Consider the following 26,634-nt stretch of genomic DNA (forward strand, 5'->3'; position numbering starts at 1 on the left):
CCTCCTGAGGGCCTCCTCCTGCAGCGGCTGGGTGGGGTTTGCGGGCTGCGGCGATCAGGCCGGATTCGTCAGGCTGAACGGCTGACCGACCTGATCATCCGGAACCTGGGCATGGCTGCCATCGCAGTAGGGGGGATGGCCCGTCTGCTTGCAGCGGCAGAGCCAGGCTTCTCCCTCGTCTTCAGCCTTGAAGGGCTGGGGGCTGAACGCCGTGCCCTTGTGGGCGCCGTCGCAGAAGGGCTGAGCGCTCGAGCGTCCGCAGCTGCAATACAGATACGTCTTCCCCTGTTTCAGGTCGACGGCGATGGGCTCGTTCGCGGCCACGATCGGCTTGTCCATGGGCAGCCTCCTTGGGAAGGGGTTGGGTGAACGTGGGTTGGCATCGATTCTGGTGCGAAGGATGTGCGCCGGCTTTCATCGCACAGTCCCTCACGGGCGCTGCCTGGGTGCCCCTGCCTGGCTGACGCTGCCGATGGAGGACCCTGCGCCAGCGGGGAATCGGCTGCGGCCGCTGCGAGCAACTGTTCGGCGAGGGCATCCGGATCGGCGATGGCCTCGATTCCCGCTCCGGCCGTGCCGAGCAACTGCGGCTGGGAACCCAGCCGCACCAGCAGGTTGGCCAGAAAGGCGTCGTGATCGTCCAGGAGCGCCGGCTCCATCCATCCGCGCCGTCCCCCGACGCTCCAGAGCAGACCGCCCCGCCGATCCTGCACCAGTACCGCCGGGCGTTGTGCCAGCCGCTCCTGGATCAGCGCCGGATCCGTGCTGGCGAAGAAGGCCTCCGCCTCATCGGCATCGCAGCGGATCAGCTGGGCCGCCTGGGCCAGGGGCCGCAGGCGACGCTTGACTTCGGCGGTCGGTGCCGCACCGACCGGGAGCCCCCAGCGCTCCGGCGACCAGTCCACGTCCAGGGCGATGGAGACACCACGGGGGAGGGCGCGCTCGAGGACCATGCTGAGCACCTCGTTCTCGGTGGTTTCGAGGAGGGCGTTGCTGGACACGCGCAGCCAGAACGCCTCGCTGACCTGGGGCAGCAGTGCCTCGGTGAGCGCGGCGGCGCTGCGGCCAGCCGATGGGTCACCCAGGGCCGTGGCGAAATCGACAACGGCAGGGCCGAACGTGGCGGGGCTGGTCTGGGTTTGGAGGGTTGTGCTGGTCGTTGTTGTGCTGGTCATGAGGCAGATTTTTGAATTCGACGAAAGCGGGACGCGATGGGCCAAGGGCCTGGAGCTGAATCTGCGGGCCTGGATCAACCCGTCCCCGTGGATGTGGCAAGGGGCTTCAGCCCTTTGCCACGGCGCCATGGTCTGGCGATCAGCGCTCAGCCCTGCTTCTGGGTGAAGGCATGGAACCGTTCCGCCAAATCCTGGAACACCTCATCGCTCTGCTGGAGCATGGAGCTCCAGCTCTCCTGCGTGGCCTGCTGGAGCTGATGCAGTTGATCCCGTGCACGGTTCCGTGCCTCGGTGAGATCCTCCAGGCGTTGTTCGGTGCCATGGCATAGATCGGAGGCCACATGCTGCAGGCTCTCCTGCAGCGTCTCGATCTGCTGGGACCACGCCTCCACCTGGGCCGTTTTCTTCTCCAGGATCGCCGTCCTGAGGTGCTCATTCACCTGGTTCTGGTCCACTCCCTGGCTGCTCTTGGTCTGCTTCGTGCTGGTGATCATGGGGGTCATCTCCTGTGGTTGGACAACGGATGCGTGGCTTCGATCGGCGCCACAGCCTTGTTCACAAGGCGCCGGTGCGGCGAGATCTGGATGCACCAGATCATCTGAATCCCTGACCGTGATGCTGGCCGTGATCGTGATCCCTGGCCTTGCTTGAGCCTGGCTTGAGCCGGATCCCTGCGTGCTGGTGTGAGCCAGGACCCTGAAGGTCGGATCGGCCAAGACCAGACCGGCAACAATCTGATCTGTGAAGACTCAGATCTGTGAAAACGTAGATCCGTGACGATCGGATCTGTGAAGACTCAGACCTGCACGCAATCTGGCGCTCACCCGGGACTGTTCAAGCTCAAGGGTCAGCGCTGACTAATTACATGACGTGCTGTCGCGATCTGCATCCGATGTCTTCAACGTACCACGATGTTCTGGATTGTCAACATCGAAACGCCGCATCTGCTGCCATCCAGGCATGGGCAGATCGGGCAGATCCCAAGCCCTCAGCAGCATTTCGGCGATCTCTTTCGCTTCTCTTGTTTCGCTCCGCTGTCCCGCATGCCGTCCTGCGCGTGCCGTCCCGATTGTTTCCCATCCGCCGCGCATCGGAGCGGGTGCCGCAGACCTTCCTGGAGTGCGGGGCAGGCCGCCCTCGCGGGCCTGCTCGCGTCGCCCTCTGTAGCCTGAGGGCCAACCCCAGCCCCGCCGTCGCCATGGGTTTCTTCGAGGTGTTCTGGCATGGCGAGGCCATCGGCGATGGTGGCGATCTGGATGAGGCGCTCACGGCCTATGCCCTGGTCAGGCCCGAGGACGGCAGCTGGGATGACGCCTGCGCCGATCCCGGCGCCGATCCCTGCATTCGCCGCTACGCCTCCTTCGAGGCCTACCTCGACAACGCCGATGAGCTCGAGACCATTCCGGTGACGGCCGCCATGATCGCTTCGGCCATGGCCCAGCTCCCCTGACGCCAGGCATCCTTCCCCTTCACGGCGTTCGCCCTGTCCCTTCATGGCGTTCGCCCCGTCCCCGAGCAGGCCCCGGCTGCGCCCTCTTCAGCAGGCCAGCACCCGGGGAATCGCCTCCAGCCGGGTGGTGGCGGCCCGCGACAGCCGCTCCCGCCGCATCGCCCAGGCGGGCTGCAGCCCGCAGGCGGCCCACTGCACCGTGCCACGGCCGTAGCGCTGGTTGAGCCGATCGATCGTGGCCAGCAGGGCAGCGCGCCGCTGCTGCTGTTCCGGCGGCAGCGGCTGCAGCAGGTGGTGCTGCAGCATCTCTTCGCCCTGGAGGTGCTGCAGCAGCACGCCGGCCTTCTGCAGCGGACGGTGCGGGTGGAACAGCCGCTCGGCCAGCGGCAGGGCTGCCGCCAGCAGCACGGCGGTGTCGTTGCTGGGCAGCGCCAGGGTCACGGTGGCGCTGTTGCTGTAGAAGCTGGTGCCGTTGAACGGGTTGCTGCGCACGAACACACTGAGAGCCCCGGCCCGCTGGTGCTGGCGACGCAGTTTTTCCGCCGCCCGCGCCGTGTAGGTGGCGATCGCTTCCCGCAGCTGCGCCAGGCTGCGCACCGGCTCACTGAAGCTGCGGCTGACGCAGGTCTCCTGCTTCGGCGGCGGCGTGAGGATCAGCGGAAGGCAGCTGTGGCCCCGCAGCTCCTGCTGCAGCCGCAGGCCCACCACCCCACACTTCTGGCGCAGTTCGCCGCTCGGCATGTCCCGCAGGGCGCGGGCATGGGCGATGCCCCGCAGCCGGCACCAGCGCGACAGCCGCCGACCGATGCCCCAGACGTCCTCGATCGCCACCTGCTCCAGGTGGGGCGTGGGGTCGGCGACGGCCCCCAGGTCGAACACCTGCCCCTGGGTGGGATCGGCCTTGGCGAGGCGGTTGGCCAGCTTGGCCAGCACCTTGGTGGGGGCCAGGCCCACCGCCACGGGCAGTCCCAGTTCCCGCCGCACCGCCCGGCGCAGCTGCTGGCCCCACGCGGTGAGATCGGCGCCGTTCCGGCGTGGCACGAGGCCGAAGGCTTCGTCGATCGAGTAGATCTCCAGGTCCTCCACCCAGCGCTCCAGGATGGTCATCAACCGCTGGCTCATGTCGGCGTAGAGGGCGTAGTTGGAGCTGCGCACCACCACCCCCAGCCGTTCCAGCTCGCGCTTCACCTGGAAGTAGGGCTGGCCCATGGCGATCCCGAGCCGCCGGGCCTCGGCACTGCGGGACACGATGCAGCCATCGTTGTTGGAGAGCACGACCAGCGCTCTCCCGAGCAGGGCCGGCTCCAGCACCGCCTCGCAGGAGGCATAGAAGTTGTTGCCATCGATCAGGGCGATGGCCCGCTGGCGGGTGGCGGGCATGGGGCCTCAGCAGCGGTGGATCACGTGGGTCGCCACTCCCCAGATGCGACCGTCGTCGTGGCCGCACAGCGGCAGGGGGGGATAGGCCGGATGGGCCGGCTCCAGCCACCGCCGGGGCCCCGCGGCGGCCAGGCGCTTGACGGTGAAGCCGCCATTCAGCAGGGCCACCACCACCTGGCCGGGCCGTGGTTCCAGCCGCCGGTTCACCACCAGCAGATCGCCATGCTGGATCCCGGCCCCCCGCATCGAATCGCCACTCACCCGCAGCAGCAGGGTGGCCTCGGGATGGCTCACCAGCAGGTGTTGCAGGTTGAGCGCCGGGGGCGCGGTCGGCTCGGGCCGATCGCCGCGCTGGAGGGGGTACGGGGGCGCCGGATGCCCCCTGGAGCTGTCGACCACGGCCGGAGCACCACGGCCCATCAGCGTAGTACAGATGTACTGGCCGGGTGCCGGGCGTCGCGCCGTGGGCGGATCGGCGGTGCAGGCGGGTGGGGATGCTGCACGAGCCTGGCAGCCATGGAACCCGAATCCAGGCGCGGGGGTGCCAGCCTGCCTGCCCGGTGTTGGCTGCCTGGCCGCAGTTGGCTCCCGGCCGGCTCCAACCCCGCTCGCACGCCCTGAGCAGGAAGCCGATCAGGCCGGGGCGGCACGGAAGCGGGCGACGAAACCCGCCAGGGGCATGGGGCCGCAGCGGCGCTGCCAGCCGATGCCGTCCGGCCTGCGGCGCCAGCAGGAGAGGCGCGGGCCAGCGCGGTGGAAGCAGATCAGATAGCGAAAACGGGCCTGGCGGCTGGCCGGGTTGGCCGTGGCGGCCTCCAGAGCCGGGAGGGGGGCGAAGACCAGCAGGAGTTCCCGCAGACTGGTGGCAGGGGCACCGGTACGGCGGAGCGGAGTGCCGAGCAGATCGGCGAGCTGGTGGGGAGAGCCTCCCGCGGCCAGCCACCAGTGGTGCTGAACGGGACGGCTCAGGGAGAGCAGGGAAATCACGGCGGCGACCACGGCAGGGGGTGGGGAGACCTCCCCCTGCCAGTGCCCGGGCCGTCCCAGCCCGAGGCGGCAGAACCGCAGAGCGCCTCCAGGGCGGGGATCAGCCGGTCACGGACGGCTGGCAGAACAGCACGATCAGCCAGATCGCCCCGAGGATGGGAATGAGCCCGATGAAGATCCAGGGCCAGGGCTTGCCGATGTCGCGGAGCCGGCGCACGCAGAGGGGAATGCCCGGCAGCAGGGTCGCCACCGTGTAGATCGTGTTGAGTCGCGGGGAGATCAGGGCCGTGATGATGGCCACGATCAGGTTGGCCAGCACAAACCACCAGTAGTCCCCACGGTTGGAGCGGCCCTCGTAATCGAAGGAGCGGATCCAGGCGGATGTGTAGGCGTCGATCAGGGGCATGGGAGGGGAAGGGCGACGACGCTGTTTAGACGTCGTCGCCCGTGTCTGCCGGCGATTGTCGTGAAGCGTTGTGCTCCACGCTGGGGTAGGGGCGGCGGGCCGGAGGCTTCAGCCGACGCTCGCCATGTGCCGCATCAGATCGATGCACTTGCAGCTGTAGCCCCACTCGTTGTCGTACCAGGCCACCAGCTTCATGAACGTGTCGGTGAGGGCGATCCCGGCACCGGCATCAAACACCGAGGTGCAGCTCTCGCCGACGAAATCGTTGGAGACCACGTCGTCTTCGGTATAGCCGAGGATGCCGGCCAGCTCGCCCTCGGCGGCGGCCTTCATGGCGGCCTTCACCTGGTCGTAGCTGGCGGGGGTGGCCAGGTTCACGGTGAGGTCCACCACCGACACATCGGGTGTGGGCACGCGGAAGGCCATGCCGGTGAGCTTGCCGTTGAGCTCGGGAATCACCCGACCCACCGCCTTGGCGGCACCGGTGGAACTGGGAATGATGTTCTGACCGGCACCGCGGCCACCGCGCCAGTCCTTCACCGAGGGGCCGTCCACGGTCTTCTGGGTGGCCGTCGTGGCGTGCACGGTGGTCATCAGACCACTGGCGATGCCGAAGTTGTCGTGCAGCACCTTGGCCATCGGGGCCAGGCAGTTCGTCGTGCAGCTGGCGTTGGAGACGATGTCCTGCCCGGCGTAGCTGCTGTGGTTCACGCCCATCACGAAGATCGGCGTGGCGTCCTTGGAGGGGGCGCTCATCACCACCCGCCGGGCGCCGGCGTTGATGTGGGCCCGGGCCGACTCATCGGTGAGGAAGAAGCCGGTGCTCTCCAGCACGTAGTCCGCACCGATCTCACCCCAGCGGAGGTTGTTGGGATCGCGCTCCGCGGTGATGCGGATCGTCTTGCCGTTCACCACCAGCTGACCGTTCTCCACGGCGATATCCCCCTGAAAGCGGCCGTGGGTGGAGTCGTAGCGGAGCATGTAGGCCAGATACTCCACAGCGATCAGATCATTGATGCCCACCACCTCCACATCGCCGAGGCTCACGGCGCGGCGGAAGGCGAGGCGACCGATACGGCCGAAACCGTTGATGCCGATGCGGATGGTCATGGTGCGCAGCGAAGGGAAAACGGTGTGGGTCTCAGCCTACGGAGCGCCCTCCCCAGAGCTGAAGATCCCCTCGGGACAGAGGCTGGAACGCCCATCGGCAAAGGCCATGCCGATGCGCACGTCCCGGCGGGCGCTGGCTCCGTCCGCCGCCTCGGTGAGCACGGGAAGCAGCGCCTCGCTGTAGTGGCGGCGCTGGGCCTGGCTGATCACTCCGTCGCGCTCGAGGGCGCAGAGGGTGCGCATCGCCCCGTTCCCCTTGCCGAACATGAGCATGAAGGCTTCCTTCCTGCCCAGGGGCGGCTTGGGGGGCTCGGCCTGACTCCGGGCCGCGGGGGCGCAGGGGCCGGCGGCCAGCAGCAGCAGGCCGACCAGCGCGGTGAACCGGGCAGACGCCCCTGGCGGAGAGCTCCACGCCGCTGGAGGATGCACGCTCAGGGCTCCTCGTCCTCCAGAAGCAACTGCTGGAATGCGGTATAGAGGTCGCCGTGCTCACGGGCCAGCCGCGGATCCGGGCGGCCCTGCCCTGCCGGGTCCCGCTGGCGGGCAGGCCGTGGCTGGGCAGGCCGCGGCTGGGCAGGCCGTGGCTGGGCAGCAGAACCAGAGCCTGGCGCCATGGCCCCCTCTCCAGCCCCGGCATCGGCCTGCCTGAGCCGGCGGCCAGCCTCGAGCTGACGCAGCCGGTCCAGCAGGTGGGGGGGCACGGTGCCGTCGGCACTGGCCTGCATCAGTTCGCGGAACAGGGCCTCCGGATCGGTCTCCGTCTCCACCTTGTGACGCCCCTGGCCGGATGGTTGGGGCGCCGGCTGGGGTGGGGGCGCCGCCAGGGGCTGCGGCAGGGGCTGGGGCAGGGTGCGTCCGAGCTGGCGGAGCCGCTCAAGGCTGCGGGGGTCGAAGCTCATGGCGATGGCGCGGGGATCGTCGTGAGGGTGCCGTCAGCTGCAGCCGAGGGTCTGGCGGGTCTGGCGGCCCGTCACGGGGTTGGTGCCGCTGGCCACCGCGCAGAGCGCCTTGAGGGCATCGCCGCGCAGCGGCACGTTGGTGAAATCAGCACCGTCGATGGTCACGTCCGTGAACTTGGTGTTGAAGGCGAAGGCGTCCTCCAGCACGGCGTTGGTGAGGTCGGTGCCGTTGAAGATGGCCGAATCGAGCGTGGCTTCACGCAGGTTGGTGTTGCTCAGGTCCGCGTCCTGGAGCTTGGCGCCGAACAGGCTGGCCCCCTGCAGGTCGGCGCCCGCGAGATTCGCGTCCCGGAGGTTGCTGAGGTTGAACGTGGCGCCCCTGAGGTCCTCGCCGTGGTAGTCCGCCCCGATCAGCACCTGCTTGGCCACATCCATGGCCGCCAGGGCCGGCGATGGGAACCACAGGCCGAGGGGCAGCAACAGGGCGCCGAGGAGCAGCACCACAGCGACCAGCGGAGCGCTGCCCAGCCGCCCGCGCCACAGCCCGCGCCACCGGCTGCGGCGCGGCGCGGGCTGGATCGGTTCAGGCGGCTGGGGGAGGGTCATCGCAGAAGCCATGCTGGCGGAACCGGGGGCCCTGACCATCCTGGCCGACCCGGGGGCCGCTGGAGAGCATTGGCCAGGCGGATGCTGTGGCCATGCTGAAGCCGTGGATGGAGCTTCAGCCGATGGCCAGCCGGGGGCGCACGGCGCTGCTGGGCGACTGGGCCGAACAGCGGGCCCTGCGGCTGCTGCGCACCCGGGGCTGGGTGCTGCTCTCCCGCCAGTGGCGCTGCCGCTGGGGCGAACTGGACCTGGTCGTCGCCAAGGGAGAGCGACTGCTGCTGGTGGAAGTGAAGGGTCGGGGCCGGCCCGGCCCCGATGGCTGGGGCCGGGCTGCGCTGGGCAGGGCCAAGCGGCTGCGTCTGGAACGGGCCTGGAGCTGCTGGCTGGTGGAGCACCCCGGCTGGGCGAACGCCACGGCAGAGCTGGTGTTCGCGCTGGTGCCCCTGCCACCGTCGCGACGGCCGGTGCGATGGATCCGCGCCTGGCCCTGACCCAGGGCTGCGGGGCCTCAGGGAGCTGGGGCAGGACTGGGTGCCGGATCCGGGGCCAGATCCGGGGCTGGGGCTGGGGCTGGATCCGGGGCGGTGGTGAACCAGACGGTGCAGCGGTAGCGGAAGTTGTCGAAGCCCACCCCGATCTCCTCGCAGCGCTCGCGGGTGACCGTGGCCCCCGCAGGCATCTGCTCGCGGGCCCGCTGCAGGGCGTTCTCACGGTTCCAGACCGAGGACGACGTGATGCTCCCGGCCAGCACGGCCGGGGCTGGCAGCAGCAGAGCGGCGCCGGCTAGCACCAGCACCCAGGGACGGCTGGACGACGGGGAGGCCGGCCGGCCGAGGGAGCGGCGCATCGGTTCAGCGGAGACTCTGATCTCCGCTCTAGCTCCGGAAAGCCACCCCGGCAGGCAATCTGGATCGGATCCGCCGGCCTCCATGAGTTTCGCCGCCCACCGCACCCGCAAGCGCTTCGGCCAGCACTGGTTGACCGATGCCGCGGTGCTGGATCGGATCGTGGCGGCGGCTGATCTGCGCCAGGGGGAGCGGGTGCTGGAGATCGGTCCGGGGCGGGGGGCCCTCACCGAGCGGTTGCTGCAGACGCCCGTCGCCGCGGTGGGGGCGGTGGAGCTGGACCGCGACCTGGTCCAGGGGCTGCACCAGCGCTTCGACGCGGATGCCCGCTTTGCGCTGCTGCAGGGCGATGCCCTGTCGGTGCCGCTGCCCGCCGCCGACAAGGTCGTGGCGAACATCCCCTACAACATCACCGGCCCGCTGCTGGAACGGCTGGTGGGGCGGTTGGACCGGCCGGTGGCAGAGCCGTACCGGCGTCTGGTGCTGCTGGTGCAGCAGGAGGTCGGCGAGCGGATCCGTTGCAGCCCGGGCAGCAGCGCCTACTCGGCCCTGAGTGTGCGGATGCAGCTGCTGGGCGACTGCCGCCCGGTCTGTGCCGTGCCGCCGCGCTGCTTTCAGCCGCCGCCGCGGGTGCAGTCGGAGGTGATCCTGATCGAACCCTTCCCGCCGGAGCTCCGGCCGGAGCTCGGGCTGGCCCGCGCTGCCGAACAGCTGCTGCGGCGCTGCTTCGCGGCCCGTCGCAAGATGCTGCGCAACAGCCTCGGCGGCCTGGTGGGCGCTGCGGAGCTCCAGCACATCGCCAGCGGCATCGGCATCTCCCTGGAGCAGCGTCCCCAGGAGATCGCCCCCCGGGCCTGGCTCGAGCTGGCGGCCGGCCTGCAGCGCGCCAGCGAGAGCTCCCCGAAGCCGAGCTCCGATGATGCGGGCCAGCGGAGGGTGGACCCGATGGTGGACCGGCGTGCTGAGGGGCGGCGTGCTGAGGGGCGGCGTGATGGCTGAACTGACGGTGTGCGCTCCCGCCAAGATCAACCTCCACCTCGAGGTGCTCGGCCTGCGGGCGGATGGCTTCCACGAGCTGGCCATGGTCATGCAGTCGATCGAGCTGGTCGATGCCCTTCACCTCGCCCCCAGCGCGGATGGAACCATCAGCCTGCGGTGCGATCGCCCGGATCTGCCGGTGGATGGCAGCAACCTGATCGTGCGGGCCGCCACGATGCTGCGTGAGCGCAGTGGTCTGCCGGAGCTGGGGGCCCACATCCGGCTCGAGAAACGGATTCCGGTGGGCGCCGGCCTGGCGGGGGGATCGAGTGATGGGGCGGCTGCCCTGGTGGGTCTCCAGGCGCTCTGGGGGCTGCGGTTCAGCCACCCCGAACTGCTGGCCATGGCCGCCGAGCTGGGCTCGGACATGCCCTTCTGTCTGGACGGAGGCACCCAGCTCTGCTTCGGTCGGGGAGAGGTGCTGGAGAAGGTTCCCCCAGCGGAGGGCGACCCCCTGGCGGTGCTGCTGCTGAAACACCCGGCCAGCAGCGTCAGCACGCCCTGGGCCTATGGCCGCTGCCGGGAGCTGCGCGGCCATGCCTACCTCCGCGATCCGCACGCCTTCGCCCAGCGCCGGGAGGCCCTGCGCCGATCGCCGCTCCTGGCCGGCCTGGCGGGGACCGCTGCGATGCCCCCCGTCCGCAACGACCTCCAGGAGGTGGTGGAGCCGGAGGTCGCGAGCGTGCGCGAGGGGCTGGAGCTGCTGCGCCGCAGCGATCGGCCCCTGGCGGTGGCGATGAGCGGATCCGGACCGAGTCTGTTTGCCGTGTTCCCCGACCTCGACTGCGCCCAGGCGGCCCAGGCCGCGCTGGCCGCCGCCTGCACGGCCGCGGGATTCGAGAGCTGGGCCTGTGCCTTCCGCCCCCGGGGTGTCAGCCTGGAGCCGTGAACGACCCACGCCCCAGCTCCGCCATGGGCGGCACCGCCTCAGACCCCGCTGCTGATGAGGCGCGTGGGACCCAGGCCCGCGCCACGGCCTCGGAGCCTCCCCGCAAGGGCCCCTTGAGCTACCTCTCGGGCGCCCTGACGGCAGGACTGCTCGGCTGGCTCTGCCTGGGTCTGAGCCAGCGCACCGTGCTGTACTACGGCGCGCACCCGCCCCACTACAGCTCCGCCGTCGCCCAGAGCATCGCCACGGCGGTGAAGACCCTGCTCGTGGGCATGGTGTTCCTGGCCACCTTCAGTTTCGGGTTCATCGCCCTGGGGCTGACCCTGGTGTTCGTGCGCAGCCTCTTGCCCGGATCCTCACCGGAGCGGGCCGGTGCCGAGGAAACCCCCTAGCCTCCGGCCATGACTCCCCACGATCTGGGCCTGCTCGTCACCCTGCTCCTGCCCGGGATGCTGCTCTCGGTGCTGATCCTCAGCACCTTTGCGGCCGGCGGCTGATCTGCCCCCGTCGCCGCCTGAGATAGGTTGGCGCCCACCCGGTGCAAGCCAACGCGTGGCCGAAACGCTGCTGTTCAACGCTCTCCGCGAAGCCATCGACGAGGAGATGGCCCGTGATCCCCACGTCTGCGTGATGGGGGAGGACGTGGGGCAGTACGGCGGCTCCTACAAGGTCACCAAGGATCTCTACGAGAAGTACGGCGAGCTGCGCGTGCTCGACACACCGATTGCCGAAAACAGCTTCACCGGGATGGCGGTGGGCGCCGCCATGACCGGTCTCCGGCCGATCGTGGAGGGCATGAACATGGGCTTTCTGCTGCTGGCGTTCAACCAGATCTCCAACAACATGGGGATGCTGCGCTACACCAGCGGCGGCAACTACACCATCCCGGCCGTGGTGCGCGGCCCCGGTGGCGTCGGCCGGCAGCTGGGCGCCGAACACAGCCAGCGGCTGGAGGCCTACTTCCATGCCGTTCCGGGCATCAAGATCGTGGCGGTGAGCACCCCCACCAATGCCAAGGGGCTGATGAAGGCGGCCATCCGGGACAACAACCCGGTGCTCTTCTTCGAGCATGTGCTGCTCTACAACCTCTCCGAGGACATCCCGGAGGGGGACTACATCTGCGCCCTCGATCAGGCCGAGGTGGTGCGGGAGGGCCGTGACGTCACCGTCCTCACCTACTCCCGCATGCGTCATCACTGCCTCAAGGCCGTGCAGCAGTTGGAGGCCGAGGGTGTCGACGTCGAACTGATCGACCTGATCAGCCTCAAGCCCTTCGACATGGCGACCATTGCCCGCTCGATCCGCAAGACCCACCGCGTGATCGTCGTGGAGGAGTGCATGAAGACCGGTGGCATCGGGGCCGAACTGGTCGCGCTGATCACCGAGCAGTGCTTCGACGATCTGGACGCCCGTCCGGTGCGCCTCTCCTCCCAGGACATCCCCACCCCTTACAACGGCGCTCTGGAGAACCTCACGATCATCCAGCCGCACCAGATCGTTGAAGCGGCGCGGCAACTCAAGGCCGGGTTGCTCTGAGATGGCGCGTCAACAGGGCTGGTTCGCCCTCATCCTGGCCCTCGCGATCGCCGCAGGCGCCCTGCTGGCCAGCTTCCCCCTGCAGCTGGGGCTTGACCTGCGCGGTGGCAGCCAGCTCACGCTCCAGGTCATGCCGGCCGGCGCGATCACCCGGGTCGACCAGGAACAGCTCGAGGCCGTGCAGGAGGTGCTCGAGCGGCGGGTGAACGGTCTCGGCGTCGCTGAATCGACGCTCCAGACCGTCGGCGCCGACCAGCTGGTGCTCCAGCTGCCGGGCGAGCAGGATCCCAGCCGGGCCGCCCGGGTGCTGGGCTCCACCGCCCTGCTCGAGTTCCGCGCCCAGAAGGCCGGAACCGAACAGCAGATGCAGGGTCTGCTGCGCCTCAAGCGCCAGGCCGAGGCCGTGCTGAACCGCGAGCGGGCCCGTCGCACCGCCCTCACCTCGCCTGACGACGGCACCCCCTCACCGTCCCCGTCGACCCCCACCTTCCCCGCCCAGGAGTTGGCCACCGCCCTTCGGGAGCTGGGCATCGCGGTCCCCGCCGGCGCCAGTGAGACCGAGCAGCTCGAACTCCTGCTCGATGCTGTGAACACCCGCATCGTGGCGCTGTATGAACCGGCCGCCCTCACCGGCAAGGAGCTGAAGACCGCGGGCCGTCAGCAGCAGCAGAGCGGCACCGGCTGGGAGGTGACCCTGGGCTTCACTCCCACCGGCGGTGAGGCGTTCGCCCGCCTCACCCAGGCGATCGCCGGCAGCGGTCGCCTGCTGGGGATCGTGCTGGATGGCCGCTCGATCAGTGAGGCCACCGTGGGACCCGAATTCCAGGCCGCCGGGATCACCGGCGGCTCGGCCAGCATCACCGGCAACTTCAGCGCCGAGGAGGCCCGGGAGCTGGAGGTGCAGCTGCGCGGCGGCTCCCTCCCCCTGCCGGTCCGGGTGGTGGAGGTGCGCACCGTGGGGCCCTCGCTGGGAGCCGACAATGTGCGAACCAGCCTGGTGGCGGCCCTCTGCGGCCTGGCCCTGGTGGCGGTGTTCATGGTCGTCGTCTACCGGCTGGCCGGGGTCGTGGCGGTTCTGGCCCTGAGCCTCTACGCCCTGTTCAACCTGGCGGCCTATGCCCTGATTCCCGTCACGCTCACCCTGCCGGGGATTGCCGGCTTCATCCTCTCCCTGGGGATGGCGGTGGATGCCAACGTGCTGATCTTCGAGCGGATCAAGGACGAGCTGCGGGAGGGCAACACCCTGATCCGCTCGATCGACACCGGCTTCTCCCTGGCCTTTTCCTCGATCCTCGATGGCCAGCTCACCACCCTGATCAGCTGCCTGGCCCTGTTTTCCCTGGGCACGGGACTGGTCAAGGGCTTTGCGGTGACCCTCGGCATCGGAGTGCTGCTCAGTCTGTTCAGCGCCCTCACCTGCACCCGCACCCTGCTGCGGCTGCTGATGAGCTACCCCGCCCTGCGCCGGCCCACCAACTTCCTCCCACGGGCCGAACTGCCTGCGGCCTCCTCCTGACGAGCCCCCCTGACCAGCCCCCCTCCCCGAAGAGCCCCCTGTACGGATGTTCCTACGCCACGCCATCGTGAGCCTGCGGGTGAACCAGCGCCGCCGGCAGCTCTGGGCCATCTCCCTGGTGGCCCTGCTGTTGAGTGTGATCGGCATCGCCCTGTGCTGGACTTCCCCCTCGATCGGGGCGCCGCTGCGCCCGGGTCTGGATTTCACCGGCGGCACCCAGATCCAGATCGAACGCCGCTGCGCTGACGGCTGTGGCGCCCTGCGGGGCTCGGAGGTGGAGGCCCGGCTCGCTTCGCTGGCCCTGCCTCCCGACAACGATCAGCTGCCACCGAACCTGCGGGGGGCGGGGGTGCAATTGCTCGACGGCGGCCGGCAGCTGCTGCTGCGTCTGCCCAGCCTCAGCCCGGAACAGGGCCAGGCCGTGATCGACGCCCTGACGCCGGTCCTGGGTGAGACCGTCCCTGGGGGCCTCTCGGTCGAGACCATCGGTCCGACCCTGGGCTCCCGCCTGCTGCGCGCCAGCCTGATCTCCCTGCTGGTGAGCTTCCTCGGCATCGCGCTGTACATCAGCGTGCGCTACGACCGGGTGTTTGCCCTGCTGGCCCTGCTCTGCCTGGCGCACGATGTGCTGATCACCTGTGGCCTGTTCGCCTGGCTCGGCCTGCTGGCCGGCGTCGAGGTGAACAGCCTCTTCGCCGTGGCCCTGCTGACCATTGCGGGCTATTCGGTGAACGACACCGTGGTGATCTTCGATCGGATCCGGGAAAAGCGCACCCAGCTGCAGGGATCCTCGCTGGCCGACCAGGCGGATGCGGCCGTGGCCGCCACCCTGACCCGCTCCCTCTACACCAGCTTCACCACCCTGCTGCCCCTGCTCGCCCTGGTGCTGTTCGGCGGCAGCACCCTCTTCTGGTTCGCTGTGGCGCTCAGCATCGGTGTGGTGGTCGGCGCCTGGTCGAGCGTGGCGATCGCCCCGACCCTGCTCCCCCTCTTCTCGCGTCCATGAGGTTCCTGCCGTGAGGCGTTCGATGCGGGTTCTCCCCATCGGCCTGGCCCTGCTGGCCCTGCTCGATCTGCGGCCCGAGCTGCAGCTGCTCGCCGATCACTTCACCCTCACATCGCTCTGGTTCGCGCTCCTCTACCACCCGCTGGCCGTGACGGTGCTGATCCTCACGCCGGACCTCTGGCGTCGCTACCGCTGATCCGCCCGGCGCTGATCCTCCCGGCGCTCGCTGAAAGTGCCGCGGGACAAGGGTTCGATCAGGTCCAGCGGTCCATCACGCCGCGGACGACCACCTCTCGGCAGATGACCTGCAGCACCACCACCAGGGGCAGGGCCAGCAGCACGCCGGGCAGGCCGAGGAGGGTGCCGAGGCAGAGCTGGGCCATCAGCGCCACGGTGGGCAGCAGGCTGACCGTGCGGCTGAGCAGCATCGGCGTGAGCAGAAACGCCTCGCCGTTCTGAAGCACCAGCCGCAGCAGCAGCACCTGAAGCATCTTGGCCGGCGAGACCAGCAGGGCCACCGCCAGGGGGAGCAGGGTCGCCGCCGTGGGGCCGATCGTGGGCACGAAGGTGAGCAGTCCGCAGACCAGGGCGCTCAGCAGGGCCAGGGGGACCTTCAGAAGCGCCAGCCCCGCCCAGGTGAGCAGGAACACGGTGACGGCCGAGAGGGTCATGCCGGCCAACCAACCGCCGAGGGCATGGCGGCATTCGTCCAGCAAGTTATCCATCCGCCCACGCCAGAAACTTGGGGTGAGGGCGATCACCAGCCGGCGGTGGCTGCGTGGATCCAGGGCGAGCAGGATCGCCAGCAGCACCATCAGCGAGAGCTGGATGGTGGTGTTCGCGGCCCCTCCGGCAAACCCGATCAGCTGCCCCCCGAGGGGCTGGAGACGATCCCAGCTGTCCAGACTGGCCAGATCGCCATCGAGGTTCGGCAACCAGTCGACCGTGGAGGTCATCGCCACCAGCCTCGCCGCCACCGCGGGAATCAGTTCGCCCAGCTCGCTGACCTGCTGCAGCAGTTCCGGCAGGAGCTGATGGGTCAGCCAGCTGCCGAGCACGATCAGGATCGCGACCACCACCCCCAGCGCTGCGGGCCTGTTGAGGCGGCAGCGGGCCATCAGCAGGCTGATCGGCACATCGAGGGAGACCGCCAGCACCACGGCGCCGAACAGCACCAGCAGCACCCAGCGCAGCTCCCAGGTCAACAGACCCAGCACCACGAGCACCAGGGCGCCGAGCACCGTGCGCCCGGTCAGGCTGAAGCCTCCATCAGCTGGTTTCGGCATGGCGCTTCCACGGGTCGAGGATGTCGTGGATCAGCACCTCACGCACCATCACCTGGAGGCAGACTGCCAGGGGCAGGGCCAGAAGGAGTCCGAGCGGGCCGAACAGCACGGTGAAGAGGAGCTGGGCCGTGAGGGTGAGGCCCGGCAGCAGCTTGAGCTGGTGGTGCATCACCGAGGGGGTGATCACGTAGCTCTCGAGGTTCTGCACGGCCACGTAGAGCACCAGCACCGCGACGGCCTTGAGCGGCGACTCCAGAAGCGCCACGGACATCGGGAACACGGTGCTCAGGGTGGGCCCGACGTTGGGAATGATGTTGAGCAGAGCGGCCAGCACCGCATTGGCCGCCACCAGCTTGACCCCGAGCAGCGACAGCCCGATCGCCGCCAGGATGCCGACACAGAGCGAACTGATCAGCACCCCCACCATCCAGCCGCTCAGGGCATCGCCGCACTGGATCAGAACCCGCCGGAAGCGACGGCGGTAGAAGGACGGCACCAGCAGCACGGCGGCCTCGCGGTAGGCCTCGGGCTGGGCAGTGACCATCAGGGCCACGGCCACCACGAAGAGCAGCTGCAGCAGCCCCGAGCCCACTCCACCGGCCAGCCCGAGCAGGCGGAGCAGTCCTTCCCGCAGGTTGGCGGGACTGTCCCCACTGACCAGGCCCTGCCGCAGCCACTCCAGCGTTCCATCGGAGCGTCCGTAGAGCATCCGACTGGCCGAGGCCATGGCCTGGCGGAGCAGATTCAGCAGGGTCTCGGCGGCTGCCGGCAGCTTGCCGATCAGTTCGGCGAACTGCTCCACGAACGGAGGGATGACGGCGGTGCCGATCACGGTCACCACCAGCAGCACCAGCAGAAGGCTGAGCACGACCGCCAGGGGGCGCCGGCATCCCAGGCGCTCGCGTACCCAGCCCACAAGGGTGCAGAGCGCCATCGCCAGCACCACGGCGGCGAACAGGAACATGAGGCTCTGCCGCAGGTTCCACAGCAGCACCAAGGCGGAGGTGAGGCCGAGAAGGCCGAGCCACTGGCCGAATCGCAAGGGGGGTGTCTCCCTACTGAGCGGAAGCCTGTTCGTCAGCCTGGTTCCCGGAGAAGCCGAGGTCATGGCTGTCCGCGTAGCGCTGGGCGAACCGCATGAACCGCTCGAAGTCGGCGGTGCTCTTCCAGGTGTAGGTCACTTCGAGGGCGCTGGCCTTGCCATTCACGAACCGGGCCTTCACCTCCCGCGTGACCAGTTCCCCTTCCTCGTCCACCATGAACATCCCGGTGATGTCGCCCATCGCTTCGGGGGCCAGGGCTTCGGGCTCCTCGAACACGAACATGGCCTGGCCGGTGCGACCGTCGCGGGACCGGGTGAGACGGATGTCGGGCACGACCGGTTCGTCCACGCCGCGGAAGAACTGTATGGCTGCGCCCATAGGGGTGTGGCAAAAATGGATCCTAGGGGGGGACTTCCGCTCGGCTGGCCCGGCCTGGACAGCCCCGGGCCTGACACCTCCTGACATAGTGGGCGCAAGCTGGCTCCGCTCAGGCACGGTCTTCCATGCTTTCCGGCCCTCCGGTTTCCGCCAATGTCACCCCTGAGGGCCTGCTCGAACGGTTCCAGGCTGCCGCCGCGCGCCAGCGGCGCACCCTTCTGAGGCAGCTTGAGCAGCGAGCCGAGGAACTGCGGCCGCTCCTTCCGGATCACCTGGCGGCCCTCGATGCCACCGGCGATGACTGGGGCGCGGGGGCTCTGATTCAGCTGCTGCTGGCCGGGGACGGGGCCGAGCGGCAGGCGTTTCTCGAGCGCCATCCCGACGGCTGGCTCGCCACCCCCAGTGCGGCAGCGATCGACTACAGCCCGCTCCAGCACCACCTGGCCCTGATGGAGTACGAGGCTGCGGACCGCCTTACCAGCACCTTCCTGCGCGAGCTGGCCGGCCCGGATGCCGTGCGGCGCGGCTACGTGTACTACAGCGAGGTGCCGCCGATACCTGGCCCCGATCTCGACAGCCTGGACCGGCTGTGGGTCTGCTATTCCCGCGGGCGGTTCGGCTTCTCGGTGCAGGGTCGCCTGCTGCGGGCCTGCAATGGCCGCTGGGAGCAGCTCTGGCCCAGGCTCGCCTGGAAGGACGGCGGCCAGTGGACGCGCTATCCCGGCTCCTTCCAGTGGTCGATCGAGGCTCCCGAGGGTCACATGCCCCTGGTCAACCAGTTGCGGGGGGTGCGCCTGATGGATGCCCTGCTGAACCATCCGGCGCTGCAACAACGCATCAACGCCTGAAGGCTGTCGTGCCGCCAGCGGCTTAGGGTCAAGACGGCACCTGCGGATCCAGGTTGATGGCCCTGCGCTGGTCAGACTTCATCACCCCGTCCACCCTGCAACTGGCGCCCCTGGTCGAACTGCTGCTCGAGCCGATCCGCTGCCTTCAGGCGCAGGCGGAACTGCAGCTCGGCCTGCACGAGGCCCTCGTCAATGCGGTGCGGCACGGCAACGGCTGCGACCCTGCCAAGACGCTGCGGATCCGGCGGATCGAAACCCCCCGCTGGGTTGTGTGGCAGGTGCAGGACGAAGGTCATGGGGTGCCCCGCGAAGCCCGTGGCGGGCAGCTGCTGCCGGAAGCCGAGGCCACCGATGGACGCGGGCTCTTCCTCATCCACCACTGCTTCGATGACGTGCGCTGGAGCGCCCGCGGCAACCGCCTCCAGCTGGCCGTGCGGCGAGGACGCCTGGGCCCGGCCGTCAGCGCCCGTGGCTTGGGCAGCCGGGGTCGCTGATCTCGGCCTTGAGCCAGAGCAGCGCGTGCTCCACCAGTTCGATGGCCCGCTCCCGGGCGGGCGTGATCTGGCGCTGGGCGGGATCGTCGGCCTGGAGGAGATGCACCATCGCCGCTGCCAGCTGCTCAGCAGCGCGCCTGGGGCGCTGGCTCTTGAGGGCATGCCACTCCCGCTCGTGGATGGCGAGCCGGCGCTGGAGTTCTCGGGCCTGGTCGGCCGTGCCCTCCGGCCAACCCCTGCCGACCCCTGGGGAGCTGGTCACTGGGGAGCTGGCTGATGGGGACTCGGCGGCGTGCATCGAGGCGAGCTCCACTGGACGAACCACGGGACGGGGTTCCATCCTGGCCGGAGAACGTCGGCCCCGGGCCGTTCCCAGCCATGCGGCCCTCCCATCCCCGCCGCTTCCGCTCGGAGACCCCGCCGGGTGTCCGTCAGCCCGTGCGGGTGCTGCATCTCCTCGATGGGCTGTTCACCCAGGCCTCCCTGGCCAGCCACAGCAGCGGGGCGGTGCGGCGGCGGCAGCGGCAGCGGCTCGCCCTGAGCCAGCGGCTGCTCGATCCACCCCCCCCGGAGCTCGTGCCGCCGCACCGCCTCGAGATCCTCTTCTGGCGCTGGCTGCGCTGGGGGACGGTGGGTCTGCTGATCACCTGGCTGCTGCGGCGCTGAGCCGCCGCCTGGCCCGGTGGGCCAACGCAACGGTGCTAGCTTCTGGCCCACGGGCGCTGCTGCTGTGTGATCGGGCTGTTTGATTCCAGCGAGCGGTTCCTTCGTTTCTGCGAGGCCTTTCAACACCTCACCAATTCCCAGTCCCTCCAGGATCTCTTTGCCCTCTACTGCAAGGGGCCTGGACCCGGCTATTTCCTGGAGTTCGGACTGGCCAACGGCACGTCACTCTCCAACACGCTGCTGCTCGAACTGCTGGGTTGGAAGGGTCTCGGCGGTGAGCCCAACCCTGTGCTGAGGGAACTGGCCCAGGCCAGGCGTTCGATCCCCGTGGTCGCGGAGGCGCTCTATGCCACCAGCGGCGATGTGCTGCACTTCGCCTGCAACGGGCTCTATGGCGGGCTGGAGGAGGCGGGTGAACGGCTCGTCCAGGAGGCCCGCGCCGCCTACACCGAGTCGATCGAGGTGCAGACCATCACGCTCGGCGATCTCCTCGATCGGGAGAAAGCGCCGAAGCGGATTGATTACTTCTCGTTGGATGTGGAAGGCGCCGAGGAGATGATTCTCTCCCATCTGCCCCTGGATCGCTATCGTTTTGCCTGCCTCACGGTTGAACACAACTATTCCGCCCAGCGTCCGCGGATTCGTCGCCTGATGAAGCAGCAGGGTTTCCAACGCGTCTTCCGGGAACTCAGCGGCCATGACGACTGGTACGTCAACAGCGCCATGCGCTTCCGCGGCTGGCCCCAGCGGACCCTGCGCCGCCTCAACGATGAAAGGGGGCGGATCCATCTGGCCCGCTGCCAGGCCGGCGCCCTCGATGACCGCGACAAGGCGATCGCGACGCTCCATGCCACGGTGCTGTCCCGGCCGCGTCCCCACCCCCGCAGCTTTCTCGAGTTGGCGTCTCTGTTGCTGCAGGCGGAACGTCCTGCCGAGGCCCGTCAGGTGCTGGAGCGAGCCCGCCAGCTCCATCCCGCCAACGCCAGGATCGGCGCCCAGCTCGAGCAACTCGAGTAACCCGAGGGCGGCGCCCCAAGCCGCAGGCTGCCGCTCCGGCAGACGCACGCAGCCTCCGCAGCCGGCAGCAGGGTCAGCGCGGCGGCCCGAGCGGGGAGCTCAAGACTTGTGAAGCAATCCTAGTTCTGGTATCAACAGCTACAGAACTGCAGGAGAGTGAAGTCGAACCAGAGGAGTTGTCCCATGGCTGCGCTCAACCTCCCCCTCCCTGCCAATGCCGCCGCCCAGGGCCTGCATCCCCGGGAATTTCTCGCCTGGGCTGACCATCACCAGCGGGATCGCCGCCGTCACGGTGCCGAGATCGCCCAGATCACCGAGCATCACGATCTGAACCCCTCCGGAGACGCGGTGCATCAGTTGCAGGCCTGGGCCCTGCGTCAGGCCCATGCCAAGCATCTCCACGACAGTGCCATCGCCCAGATCCGCTTCCAGGGCGGCTGAGCCGCCTCAGCCCGAGGGCTGCAGCATGCTGAGCAGCACGGCCCTCTCGGCCCATGGGGCCTGGGGATGGCCGCGATGCACCCCCTGCTGCATGGCGACCACCATGTCGCCGGCGCGGCAGAACACCGGGATCGGCTTCAGGCCCAGCAGGATGGGGCAGTCATCCCGTCGCCGTCCGCGGCGGGCGTTGCACAGGCGGTTCAAGCCGCGCAGCCAGGGCATCCGATGGGAGCCGGGTACGTAGCAGAACGGCCCCTCGGCCAGGCTCGTCACGTCCGAGAGGTAGAGGAAGGCCTTGGCCTTGATGCCGCCGCCGTCGGTGTGCAGGCCGCGGGTGGTGGTCACACCTGCGTTCAGGTACAGGTTGCGCACGTGCACCCGGAAGGGCCGCCGGAACGCCCGCTCCAGCAGCCCGGTGACCAGGCTGTCCTGCAGCGCGCCGACGACATTCTCCGTACAGCTCTCGAGGAGCAGTTCGGGATGGAAGACATCGACCATGCCGCCGTCCTCATCGTCGCGGACACTGATCACCGCCTTCGCGGAGTCCACCATGCGCCGGTAGCCGCGGATGGCCCGCTGGCCACCCCGGTTGAGCAGCACACGGGCGCTTCCATCCCCGGCGGCGGGGCTGGCGGCATGGGCGCGCGCCGCGGCGACCACCGGCTGCAGGGCAGCCAGCTCGTCCGGCCCCACCGCGCCCTGAATGACCACCAGGCCGGAACGCCGCAGGCATCGGGCCGCAGCGCGGAACCGGCGGGGGTCCTCGGCGAGGCCGAGGGCCTGGAACAGCGGCGGAGGCGGGCTGCTGCGGTGCTGCGGAAAGCCCTCCGGCCGCTGCGGCTGTCGCAGGGCAGGAGGGCTGGAAACGACGGTCGCCATCGGGCCAGGTTAGGTGGGGCCCAGGTCAGGCCCCCCAGTGGAGCTGCCGAGGTCCCGGCGGGGATCAGGCGTCGTAGTACATCACGAACTCATGGGGGTGGGGCCGCTGACGCAGCTGCTGCACCTCCTCGTACTTCATCGCGATCCAGTTGCTGATGAAGTCCTCGGTGAAGACTCCGCCTTCCATCAGATAGTGCTTGTCGGCGTCGAGGGCCTCGAGGGCACCGTTGAGGGAGGCGGGCACGGTGGAGATGCGCGCCAGCTCTTCGGCGGACAGCTCGAAGAGGTCCACATCGGTGCCGTCGCCGGGATCGATCTGGTTCTTGATGCCGTCGATGCCGGCCATGAGCATGGCCGCAAAGCCCAGGTAGGGGTTGGAGAGGGCATCACCGGAGCGGAACTCCAGGCGCTTGGCCTTGGGGCTCGGCCCGGTGAGGGGAATGCGCACCGCCGCTGAGCGGTTGCCCTGGGAGTAAACCAGGTTCACCGGCGCCTCGAATCCGGGCACCAGACGCTTGTAGCTGTTGGTGGTGGGGTTGGTGAAGGCCAGGAAGCTCGGGGCGTGCTTGAGCAGTCCGCCGATGTACCAGCGGGCGGTCTGGGACAGGTTGGCGTAGGTGCCCTCCCCGAAGAACAGCGGGTTGCCGCCTTTCCAGAGGCTCTGGTGCACGTGCATGCCGCTGCCGTTGTCGGCGAAGACGGGCTTGGGCATGAACGTGGCCGTCTTGCCGTACTTCTTGGCGACGTTGCGCACGACGTACTTGTAGATCATCACGTTGTCCGCCGCGCTGATCAGTTCGGCGAACTTCATGCCCAGTTCATGCTGGGCCGTGGCCACCTCGTGGTGGTGCTTCTCGATCGGCACCCCCAGGGCCGCCATGGTGAGGATCATCTCGGTCCTCATGTCCTGGAGGGTGTCGTTGGGCGACACCGGGAAGTAGCCCTCCTTCAACTGGATCTTGTAGGCGAGGTTGCCCCCCTCCTCCAGACGGGCGTTGTTCCAGGGAGCTTCGATCGAATCGACGCTGTAGAAGCTGCTGCCGCTGCCGGAGGTGTAGCGAACGTCGTCGAAGACGAAGAACTCCGGTTCGGGTCCGAAATAGGCCGTGTCGGCGATGCCGGTGGAGCCGAGGTACTCGAGGGCCTTCTGGGCCAGCGCGCGGGGGCAGCGGCCGTAGGGCTGGCCGCTGCGCGGCTCCTGGATCGAGCAGATCAGGCTGAGGGTCTTGTGGCCGTAGAAGGGGTCGATCCAGGCGGTCTTCGGGTCGGGCACCATGGCCATGTCCGACTCGTTGATGGCCTTCCAGCCCCGGATCGAGGAACCATCGAAGGCAACGCCGCTGGTGAAGGCCTCGTCATCGATCAGGTCCTTGCACACCGTGAGGTGCTGCCATTTGCCATGCAGGTCGACGAATTTGAGGTCGATCAGCTCAATGCCCTCGTCCTGGATCTGACGAAGGACCTCCTGGGCTGTGTTGGCCATGACGATGTCGGTTGGGTGCCGTCCCGGTGCCGGCGTCGCTGGAACGTACGGAGCAGCCGGACCGCCGCTATGTAGCTGTCGTAACCGAATGACAGGACCGGGCTGCGTAACTGTTTCTGTCAGATCCGCCAGATCCCTGCTCCAACCTGCGATCTGGCCAGTTGCTGGTGCTAGCTTCCGGCCCAGGTGCGTCGATCCACTCCAGCCATGCGGGATGCCATCACCGGTCTGATTGGCCGCTACGACCAGCTGGGCCGCTATCTGGACCGGGCGGCCATGGATCGGATCAACACCTACTACTCCGAAGCCGAGCTGAGGCTCCGGGCCGTCGAGCTGATCAACGCCGAGGCCACCGAAATCGTGCGGGAAGCGGCCCAGCGCCTCTGGCTCGACGATCCCGAGCTGATCCTGCCCGGGGGGAATGCCTACACCACCCGCCGTCTCTCGGCCTGCCTGCGGGACATGGATTACTTCCTCCGCTACGCCAGCTACGCGCTGATCGCCGACGACGCCACCATCCTCAACGAGCGGGTGCTGAACGGTCTCGATGACACCTACAAGAGCCTGGGCGTCCCCACCGGCCCCACCGTGCGCAGCATCGCGCTGATGGCCGATGTGGTCTGCGAAATGCTCGGCAGCGAGGGGCTCAGCGATGCTGCCGCCCTGGCGGCGGTGGTTCGCGTCCCGTTCGACCATCTCTGTCGCGGCCTGGCCGCCAGCGACGTGCGGCTGCGCTGACCTCCGTGTCCGGATCCTCAGCTGCGTAGGCTCAGGCCATCCCTCCCGTCCACCCCGTTTCCGGCCCCTTGTCTGCGCTGCACACCGTCAACAACGCCCACCGCCGCGCGCTGGGACCGATCGCCACACCCGATCGGCTTCTGCTCGGACCGGGCCCCTCGAACGCCCATCCGACGGTGCTGCAGGCCCTGTCGCGCAACCCGATCGGCCATCTCGATCCCCTCTACGTCGAGCTGATGGGTGAGGTGCAGGAGTTGCTGCGCTACGCCTGGCAGACCGACAACCGCCTCACCATTCCCATGAGCGGCACGGGAAGTGCGGCCATGGAAGCCGCCCTCGCGAACACCCTCGAACCCGGCGACAAGGTGCTGATCGCCGTGAAGGGCTACTTCGGCCTGCGCCTGGCGGACATGGCCGGCCGCTACCGGGCCGATGTGGTCACGATCGAGCGCCCCTGGGGCGAGGCCTTCACGCTCGAGGAGATCGAAGCGGCGCTCAGGGAGCATCGCCCCGCCATCCTCGGCATGGTCCATGCCGAGACCTCCACCGGCATCCTCCAGCCGATGGAGGGCGTCGGTGAACTCTGCCGCCAGTACGGCTGTCTGCTGCTGCTGGACACCGTCACCTCCCTGGGTGCCGTTCCCGTCCACCTCGATGACTGGCAGGTCGACCTCGCCTACAGCTGCAGCCAGAAGGGGCTCAGCTGCCCGCCGGGTCTGGGCCCCTTCACCATGGGCCCCCGCGCCGAGGCCAAGATGGAGGCGCGCCGGGGCAAGGTGCCCAACTGGTACCTCGATGTGACCCTGCTGAACCAGTACTGGGGCACGGACCGGGTCTACCACCACACGGCTCCGGTGAACATGAACTTCGGGATGCGGGAGGCCCTGCGCCTGCTGGCTGAAGAGGGGCTTGAGCACGCCTGGGCGCGGCACCGGCGCAACGCCGAGAGTCTCTGGGCCGGGCTCGAAGCCCTGGGTCTCGAACTCCATGCCCCGGAGCATCTCCGCCTCCCCACCCTCACCACCGTGCGGATCCCGGAGGGGGTGGATGGCAAGGCCTTCACGCTCCACCTTCTCAACAAGCACGGGATCGAGGTGGGCGGTGGGCTCGGTGCCCTGGCCGGCAAGGTCTGGCGGATCGGCCTGATGGGCTACAACAGCCGTGCGGAGAATGTGGAGCTCCTGCTGGAACTGTTCCGCACGGAGCTGCCGGCCTTCAGGCCCGGTGCCCAGACAGGCCGCCCAGCCGCCGTCGCCGTCTGAACCAGTCGCCGAGCTGTTGGCTCGCCTCCGCCGCCATCACGCCCGGCAGCACGCGGGTGTGGTGGTGAGCACTGGGGTGATGGACCAGATCCAGGTTGCCCCCCACCGCACCGCGCTTCGGATCGGGCGCGCCGAACACCAGGGTGCCGACCCGGGCCTGCACCAGGGCTCCCGCACAGAGGGGGCAGGGCTCGAGGGTCACCAGCAGGGTGCAGCTGTTCAGCCGCCAGTCACCCAGCAGCCGCGAGGCCTGGCCGATGGCCATCAGTTCGGCGTGGCCGAGGGGATCCCCTTCGCGGTGGCGTCGGTTGCTGCCCCAGCCGATGCAGCGCCCCTGCCCATCGAGCACGGCAGCCGCCACCGGGATCTCGCCCCGCATCCCCACCCGCTCGGCACAGCGCAGCAGGCGCTCCATCCAGAAGCGATGGCGCCGCTCCTCGGCCTCGCCGGGGCTGGGCCCGGCTGCTCTGGCCTCCATGCCTCTGGCTTCCATCCCTCCCTTGTAGCCCACGACCACAGGTGAGAATGGCCCCACCCGACAGCCCGCCGTTGGCAAGCGCGCCACCAGCACCGCGGGCGATCCCGCCCCTCCCCTTCGCCAGCCCCGACCAGCCCGACGCCAGGCTGCAGGCCTTTCTCGAGCAGGCGTCGGCCCAGCTCTGTGCCTGGCTGGGAAGCGCTGCGAGCCGTTCGCCGCTGCCGGGCCTCAGCGTGCTGCCCTGCATCGAGCCCCAGCGGCTGGGCCTGTCCGATGAGGTGTTGCTGGCGGATCTGCAGCTGGTGATGGATGGCGCGTTCAGCCCCAGCCATCCCGGCGCCCTGGCCCACCTGGATCCCCCGCCTCTGCCCGCCTCGATTGCGGCGGATCTGATCTGTGCCGGCCTCAACAACAACCTGCTGGCCGAGGAGCTCTCGCCGAGCCTCTCCAGGCTGGAGCGGAGCCTGGCTGCCTGGCTGGCCGAGCAGCTCGGACTCGGCAAGGGGGCCGGGGGGGTGGCAGCCAGTGGCGGCTCGCTCTCCAACCTCATGGCCCTGGTGACGGCCCGTCAGGCCGCTGGACTGGGCTGCCGCGGCGATGCCGTGGTGGTCTGCAGCGCCGATGCCCATGTCTCCCTGGCCAAGGCGCTGACGGTGATGGGGCTGCCGCCCCAGGCCCTGGTGCGGGTGCCCACCGGGCCCGAGGGCGGTCTCGATCCGGGCCGGCTCCAGGTTCAGCTGGAGCGGCTGGCGGCGGGGGGCGTACCCGTGATCGCCGT

36 protein-coding genes are annotated in these 26,634 nt (G+C 69.2%); 17 read left to right on the top strand and 19 right to left on the bottom strand.

Annotated elements, in window-relative coordinates; all coding sequences use genetic code 11:
- Positions 1 to 54 precede the first annotated feature (54 nt).
- The 3 genes from ACLD7X_RS07510 to ACLD7X_RS07520 form a co-directional block, all read right to left on the bottom strand.
- Entirely contained in the window at positions 55 to 339 is a 285-nt protein-coding gene (locus ACLD7X_RS07510) for a CDGSH iron-sulfur domain-containing protein (protein ID WP_411422923.1), read from the bottom strand.
- Entirely contained in the window at positions 291 to 1,175 is an 885-nt protein-coding gene (locus tag ACLD7X_RS07515; RefSeq protein ID WP_412006685.1) for a hypothetical protein, read from the bottom strand. The genes ACLD7X_RS07510 and ACLD7X_RS07515 overlap by 49 nt, the downstream gene beginning before the upstream one ends.
- Before the next feature lie 146 nt (positions 1,176 to 1,321).
- Positions 1,322 to 1,669, bottom strand: a complete 348-nt coding sequence (locus ACLD7X_RS07520) for a sll1863 family stress response protein (protein ID WP_411422925.1) — start codon at positions 1,667 to 1,669, stop codon at positions 1,322 to 1,324.
- Between the two features lie 704 nt (positions 1,670 to 2,373).
- Between ACLD7X_RS07520 and ACLD7X_RS07525 the strand changes: the two genes are divergently transcribed.
- Complete coding sequence (locus tag ACLD7X_RS07525) at positions 2,374 to 2,625, top strand: hypothetical protein (protein WP_412006684.1); 252 nt, start codon at positions 2,374 to 2,376, stop codon at positions 2,623 to 2,625.
- An 87-nt stretch (positions 2,626 to 2,712) separates the two neighbouring features.
- On the opposite strand, the gene ACLD7X_RS07530 is transcribed toward ACLD7X_RS07525, so the two are convergent.
- The 8 genes from ACLD7X_RS07530 to ACLD7X_RS07565 all read right to left on the bottom strand — a co-directional run bounded on the left by ACLD7X_RS07530 (position 2,713) and on the right by ACLD7X_RS07565 (position 8,025).
- Positions 2,713 to 4,005, bottom strand: a complete 1,293-nt coding sequence (locus tag ACLD7X_RS07530; protein ID WP_411422927.1) for a Y-family DNA polymerase — start codon at positions 4,003 to 4,005, stop codon at positions 2,713 to 2,715.
- 6 nt (positions 4,006 to 4,011) lie between these two features.
- Positions 4,012 to 4,404 carry a LexA family protein gene (locus ACLD7X_RS07535; RefSeq protein ID WP_412006683.1) on the bottom strand — a complete coding sequence of 131 codons (393 nt, stop codon included), beginning with the start codon at positions 4,402 to 4,404 and terminating at the stop codon, positions 4,012 to 4,014.
- Between the two features lie 234 nt (positions 4,405 to 4,638).
- A complete protein-coding gene (locus ACLD7X_RS07540) occupies positions 4,639 to 5,004 on the bottom strand; it encodes a hypothetical protein (protein ID WP_411422929.1) in 366 nt (121 codons plus the stop codon).
- Positions 5,005 to 5,092: 88 nt separating this feature from the next.
- The gene (locus tag ACLD7X_RS07545) at positions 5,093 to 5,398 is read right to left on the bottom strand and encodes a DUF805 domain-containing protein (protein WP_411422930.1); all 306 of its coding nucleotides are present in this window, start codon (positions 5,396 to 5,398) and stop codon (positions 5,093 to 5,095) included.
- Positions 5,399 to 5,506: 108 nt separating this feature from the next.
- The gene (gene gap / locus ACLD7X_RS07550) at positions 5,507 to 6,508 is read right to left on the bottom strand and encodes a type I glyceraldehyde-3-phosphate dehydrogenase (protein ID WP_411422931.1); all 1,002 of its coding nucleotides are present in this window, start codon (positions 6,506 to 6,508) and stop codon (positions 5,507 to 5,509) included.
- Positions 6,509 to 6,544: 36 nt separating this feature from the next.
- Positions 6,545 to 6,937, bottom strand: coding sequence for a hypothetical protein (locus ACLD7X_RS07555; protein WP_411422932.1), 393 nt, complete (start codon positions 6,935 to 6,937; stop codon positions 6,545 to 6,547).
- Between the two features lie 2 nt (positions 6,938 to 6,939).
- Positions 6,940 to 7,407, bottom strand: a complete 468-nt coding sequence (locus ACLD7X_RS07560; protein ID WP_411422933.1) for a hypothetical protein — start codon at positions 7,405 to 7,407, stop codon at positions 6,940 to 6,942.
- 33 nt (positions 7,408 to 7,440) lie between these two features.
- On the bottom strand, positions 7,441 to 8,025 hold the full coding sequence (locus tag ACLD7X_RS07565; RefSeq protein ID WP_412006681.1) for a pentapeptide repeat-containing protein: 585 nt from the start codon (positions 8,023 to 8,025) through the stop codon (positions 7,441 to 7,443).
- A gap of 80 nt (positions 8,026 to 8,105) precedes the next feature.
- Between ACLD7X_RS07565 and ACLD7X_RS07570 the strand changes: the two genes are divergently transcribed.
- Positions 8,106 to 8,504, top strand: a complete 399-nt coding sequence (locus ACLD7X_RS07570) for a YraN family protein (protein ID WP_411422935.1) — start codon at positions 8,106 to 8,108, stop codon at positions 8,502 to 8,504.
- 17 nt (positions 8,505 to 8,521) lie between these two features.
- Here ACLD7X_RS07570 and ACLD7X_RS07575 read toward each other — a convergent pair whose 3' ends face one another.
- A complete protein-coding gene (locus ACLD7X_RS07575; RefSeq protein ID WP_412006680.1) occupies positions 8,522 to 8,860 on the bottom strand; it encodes a hypothetical protein in 339 nt (112 codons plus the stop codon).
- Positions 8,861 to 8,942: 82 nt separating this feature from the next.
- On the opposite strand from ACLD7X_RS07575, the gene rsmA reads away from it, so the two are divergent.
- The 7 genes from rsmA (at position 8,943) to ACLD7X_RS07610 (ending at position 15,039) form a co-directional block, all read left to right on the top strand.
- Positions 8,943 to 9,857 (top strand): 16S rRNA (adenine(1518)-N(6)/adenine(1519)-N(6))-dimethyltransferase RsmA, encoded by a 915-nt coding sequence (gene rsmA / locus ACLD7X_RS07580; protein WP_412006679.1) that lies wholly within the window; start codon positions 8,943 to 8,945, stop codon positions 9,855 to 9,857.
- A complete protein-coding gene (gene ispE / locus ACLD7X_RS07585) occupies positions 9,850 to 10,785 on the top strand; it encodes a 4-(cytidine 5'-diphospho)-2-C-methyl-D-erythritol kinase (RefSeq protein ID WP_411422938.1) in 936 nt (311 codons plus the stop codon). The genes rsmA and ispE overlap by 8 nt, the downstream gene beginning before the upstream one ends.
- Entirely contained in the window at positions 10,782 to 11,177 is a 396-nt protein-coding gene (locus ACLD7X_RS07590; protein WP_411422939.1) for a DUF3082 domain-containing protein, read from the top strand. The genes ispE and ACLD7X_RS07590 overlap by 4 nt, the downstream gene beginning before the upstream one ends.
- A 160-nt stretch (positions 11,178 to 11,337) precedes the next feature.
- Positions 11,338 to 12,321: a pyruvate dehydrogenase complex E1 component subunit beta gene (locus ACLD7X_RS07595; RefSeq protein WP_411422940.1), complete on the top strand. Its 984-nt coding sequence runs from the start codon at positions 11,338 to 11,340 to the stop codon at positions 12,319 to 12,321.
- Position 12,322: 1 nt separating this feature from the next.
- Positions 12,323 to 13,837: a protein translocase subunit SecD gene (gene secD / locus ACLD7X_RS07600; protein ID WP_411422941.1), complete on the top strand. Its 1,515-nt coding sequence runs from the start codon at positions 12,323 to 12,325 to the stop codon at positions 13,835 to 13,837.
- 46 nt (positions 13,838 to 13,883) lie between these two features.
- Positions 13,884 to 14,843 (top strand): protein translocase subunit SecF, encoded by a 960-nt coding sequence (gene secF / locus ACLD7X_RS07605; protein WP_411422942.1) that lies wholly within the window; start codon positions 13,884 to 13,886, stop codon positions 14,841 to 14,843.
- Between the two features lie 22 nt (positions 14,844 to 14,865).
- On the top strand, positions 14,866 to 15,039 hold the full coding sequence (locus ACLD7X_RS07610) for a hypothetical protein (RefSeq protein WP_411422943.1): 174 nt from the start codon (positions 14,866 to 14,868) through the stop codon (positions 15,037 to 15,039).
- A gap of 58 nt (positions 15,040 to 15,097) precedes the next feature.
- Here ACLD7X_RS07610 and ACLD7X_RS07615 read toward each other — a convergent pair whose 3' ends face one another.
- The 3 genes from ACLD7X_RS07615 to psb28 are packed head-to-tail and all read right to left on the bottom strand — an operon-like array spanning position 15,098 to position 17,550.
- A complete protein-coding gene (locus tag ACLD7X_RS07615) occupies positions 15,098 to 16,129 on the bottom strand; it encodes an AI-2E family transporter (RefSeq protein WP_411422944.1) in 1,032 nt (343 codons plus the stop codon).
- Positions 16,113 to 17,171, bottom strand: coding sequence for an AI-2E family transporter (locus ACLD7X_RS07620; protein ID WP_411422945.1), 1,059 nt, complete (start codon positions 17,169 to 17,171; stop codon positions 16,113 to 16,115). Before ACLD7X_RS07620 ends, ACLD7X_RS07615 begins: the two co-directional genes overlap by 17 nt.
- A gap of 13 nt (positions 17,172 to 17,184) precedes the next feature.
- Positions 17,185 to 17,550: a photosystem II reaction center protein Psb28 gene (gene psb28 / locus ACLD7X_RS07625; protein WP_411422958.1), complete on the bottom strand. Its 366-nt coding sequence runs from the start codon at positions 17,548 to 17,550 to the stop codon at positions 17,185 to 17,187.
- A gap of 125 nt (positions 17,551 to 17,675) precedes the next feature.
- Here psb28 and ACLD7X_RS07630 point away from each other — a divergent pair, with 125 nt between their 5' ends.
- Together ACLD7X_RS07630 and ACLD7X_RS07635 are read left to right on the top strand one after the other, a co-directional pair.
- On the top strand, positions 17,676 to 18,398 hold the full coding sequence (locus tag ACLD7X_RS07630) for a GUN4 domain-containing protein (protein ID WP_411422946.1): 723 nt from the start codon (positions 17,676 to 17,678) through the stop codon (positions 18,396 to 18,398).
- A 56-nt stretch (positions 18,399 to 18,454) separates the two neighbouring features.
- Positions 18,455 to 18,892: an ATP-binding protein gene (locus tag ACLD7X_RS07635; RefSeq protein ID WP_411422947.1), complete on the top strand. Its 438-nt coding sequence runs from the start codon at positions 18,455 to 18,457 to the stop codon at positions 18,890 to 18,892.
- Here the strand turns inward: ACLD7X_RS07635 and ACLD7X_RS07640 are convergent.
- Positions 18,858 to 19,217 carry a DUF6439 family protein gene (locus ACLD7X_RS07640; protein ID WP_425625124.1) on the bottom strand — a complete coding sequence of 120 codons (360 nt, stop codon included), beginning with the start codon at positions 19,215 to 19,217 and terminating at the stop codon, positions 18,858 to 18,860. The genes ACLD7X_RS07635 and ACLD7X_RS07640 overlap by 35 nt on opposite strands.
- A gap of 53 nt (positions 19,218 to 19,270) precedes the next feature.
- Here ACLD7X_RS07640 and ACLD7X_RS07645 point away from each other — a divergent pair, with 53 nt between their 5' ends.
- The 3 genes from ACLD7X_RS07645 (at position 19,271) to ACLD7X_RS07655 (ending at position 21,016) form a co-directional block, all read left to right on the top strand.
- Entirely contained in the window at positions 19,271 to 19,558 is a 288-nt protein-coding gene (locus tag ACLD7X_RS07645) for a hypothetical protein (RefSeq protein WP_411422949.1), read from the top strand.
- A gap of 66 nt (positions 19,559 to 19,624) precedes the next feature.
- Positions 19,625 to 20,575 carry an FkbM family methyltransferase gene (locus ACLD7X_RS07650; protein WP_411422950.1) on the top strand — a complete coding sequence of 317 codons (951 nt, stop codon included), beginning with the start codon at positions 19,625 to 19,627 and terminating at the stop codon, positions 20,573 to 20,575.
- Positions 20,576 to 20,758: 183 nt separating this feature from the next.
- Positions 20,759 to 21,016: a hypothetical protein gene (locus ACLD7X_RS07655; protein ID WP_411422951.1), complete on the top strand. Its 258-nt coding sequence runs from the start codon at positions 20,759 to 20,761 to the stop codon at positions 21,014 to 21,016.
- Positions 21,017 to 21,022: 6 nt separating this feature from the next.
- Here the strand turns inward: ACLD7X_RS07655 and ACLD7X_RS07660 are convergent, their stop codons facing one another.
- Together ACLD7X_RS07660 and glnA are read right to left on the bottom strand one after the other, a co-directional pair.
- The gene (locus ACLD7X_RS07660) at positions 21,023 to 21,895 is read right to left on the bottom strand and encodes a phytanoyl-CoA dioxygenase family protein (RefSeq protein WP_411422952.1); all 873 of its coding nucleotides are present in this window, start codon (positions 21,893 to 21,895) and stop codon (positions 21,023 to 21,025) included.
- A gap of 64 nt (positions 21,896 to 21,959) precedes the next feature.
- The gene (glnA, locus tag ACLD7X_RS07665) at positions 21,960 to 23,378 is read right to left on the bottom strand and encodes a type I glutamate--ammonia ligase (RefSeq protein WP_411422953.1); all 1,419 of its coding nucleotides are present in this window, start codon (positions 23,376 to 23,378) and stop codon (positions 21,960 to 21,962) included.
- A 207-nt stretch (positions 23,379 to 23,585) separates the two neighbouring features.
- Between glnA and ACLD7X_RS07670 the strand changes: the two genes are divergently transcribed.
- Both ACLD7X_RS07670 and ACLD7X_RS07675 read left to right on the top strand, forming a co-directional pair.
- Complete coding sequence (locus tag ACLD7X_RS07670; protein ID WP_411422959.1) at positions 23,586 to 24,116, top strand: globin family protein; 531 nt, start codon at positions 23,586 to 23,588, stop codon at positions 24,114 to 24,116.
- A 68-nt stretch (positions 24,117 to 24,184) separates the two neighbouring features.
- Positions 24,185 to 25,378 (top strand): pyridoxal-phosphate-dependent aminotransferase family protein, encoded by a 1,194-nt coding sequence (locus tag ACLD7X_RS07675; protein ID WP_411422954.1) that lies wholly within the window; start codon positions 24,185 to 24,187, stop codon positions 25,376 to 25,378.
- On the opposite strand, the gene ACLD7X_RS07680 is transcribed toward ACLD7X_RS07675, so the two are convergent.
- Positions 25,332 to 25,856 (bottom strand): nucleoside deaminase, encoded by a 525-nt coding sequence (locus ACLD7X_RS07680; protein ID WP_411422955.1) that lies wholly within the window; start codon positions 25,854 to 25,856, stop codon positions 25,332 to 25,334. The genes ACLD7X_RS07675 and ACLD7X_RS07680 overlap by 47 nt on opposite strands.
- A 47-nt stretch (positions 25,857 to 25,903) precedes the next feature.
- Here ACLD7X_RS07680 and ACLD7X_RS07685 point away from each other — a divergent pair.
- Positions 25,904 to 26,634 (top strand): pyridoxal-dependent decarboxylase (locus ACLD7X_RS07685; RefSeq protein WP_411422956.1); only part of this gene is annotated, 731 nt, incomplete at its 3' end.

Source organism: Aphanothece microscopica RSMan92, assembly GCF_046613545.2.
Taxonomy (GTDB): Bacteria; Cyanobacteriota; Cyanobacteriia; order PCC-6307; family Cyanobiaceae; genus NIES-981.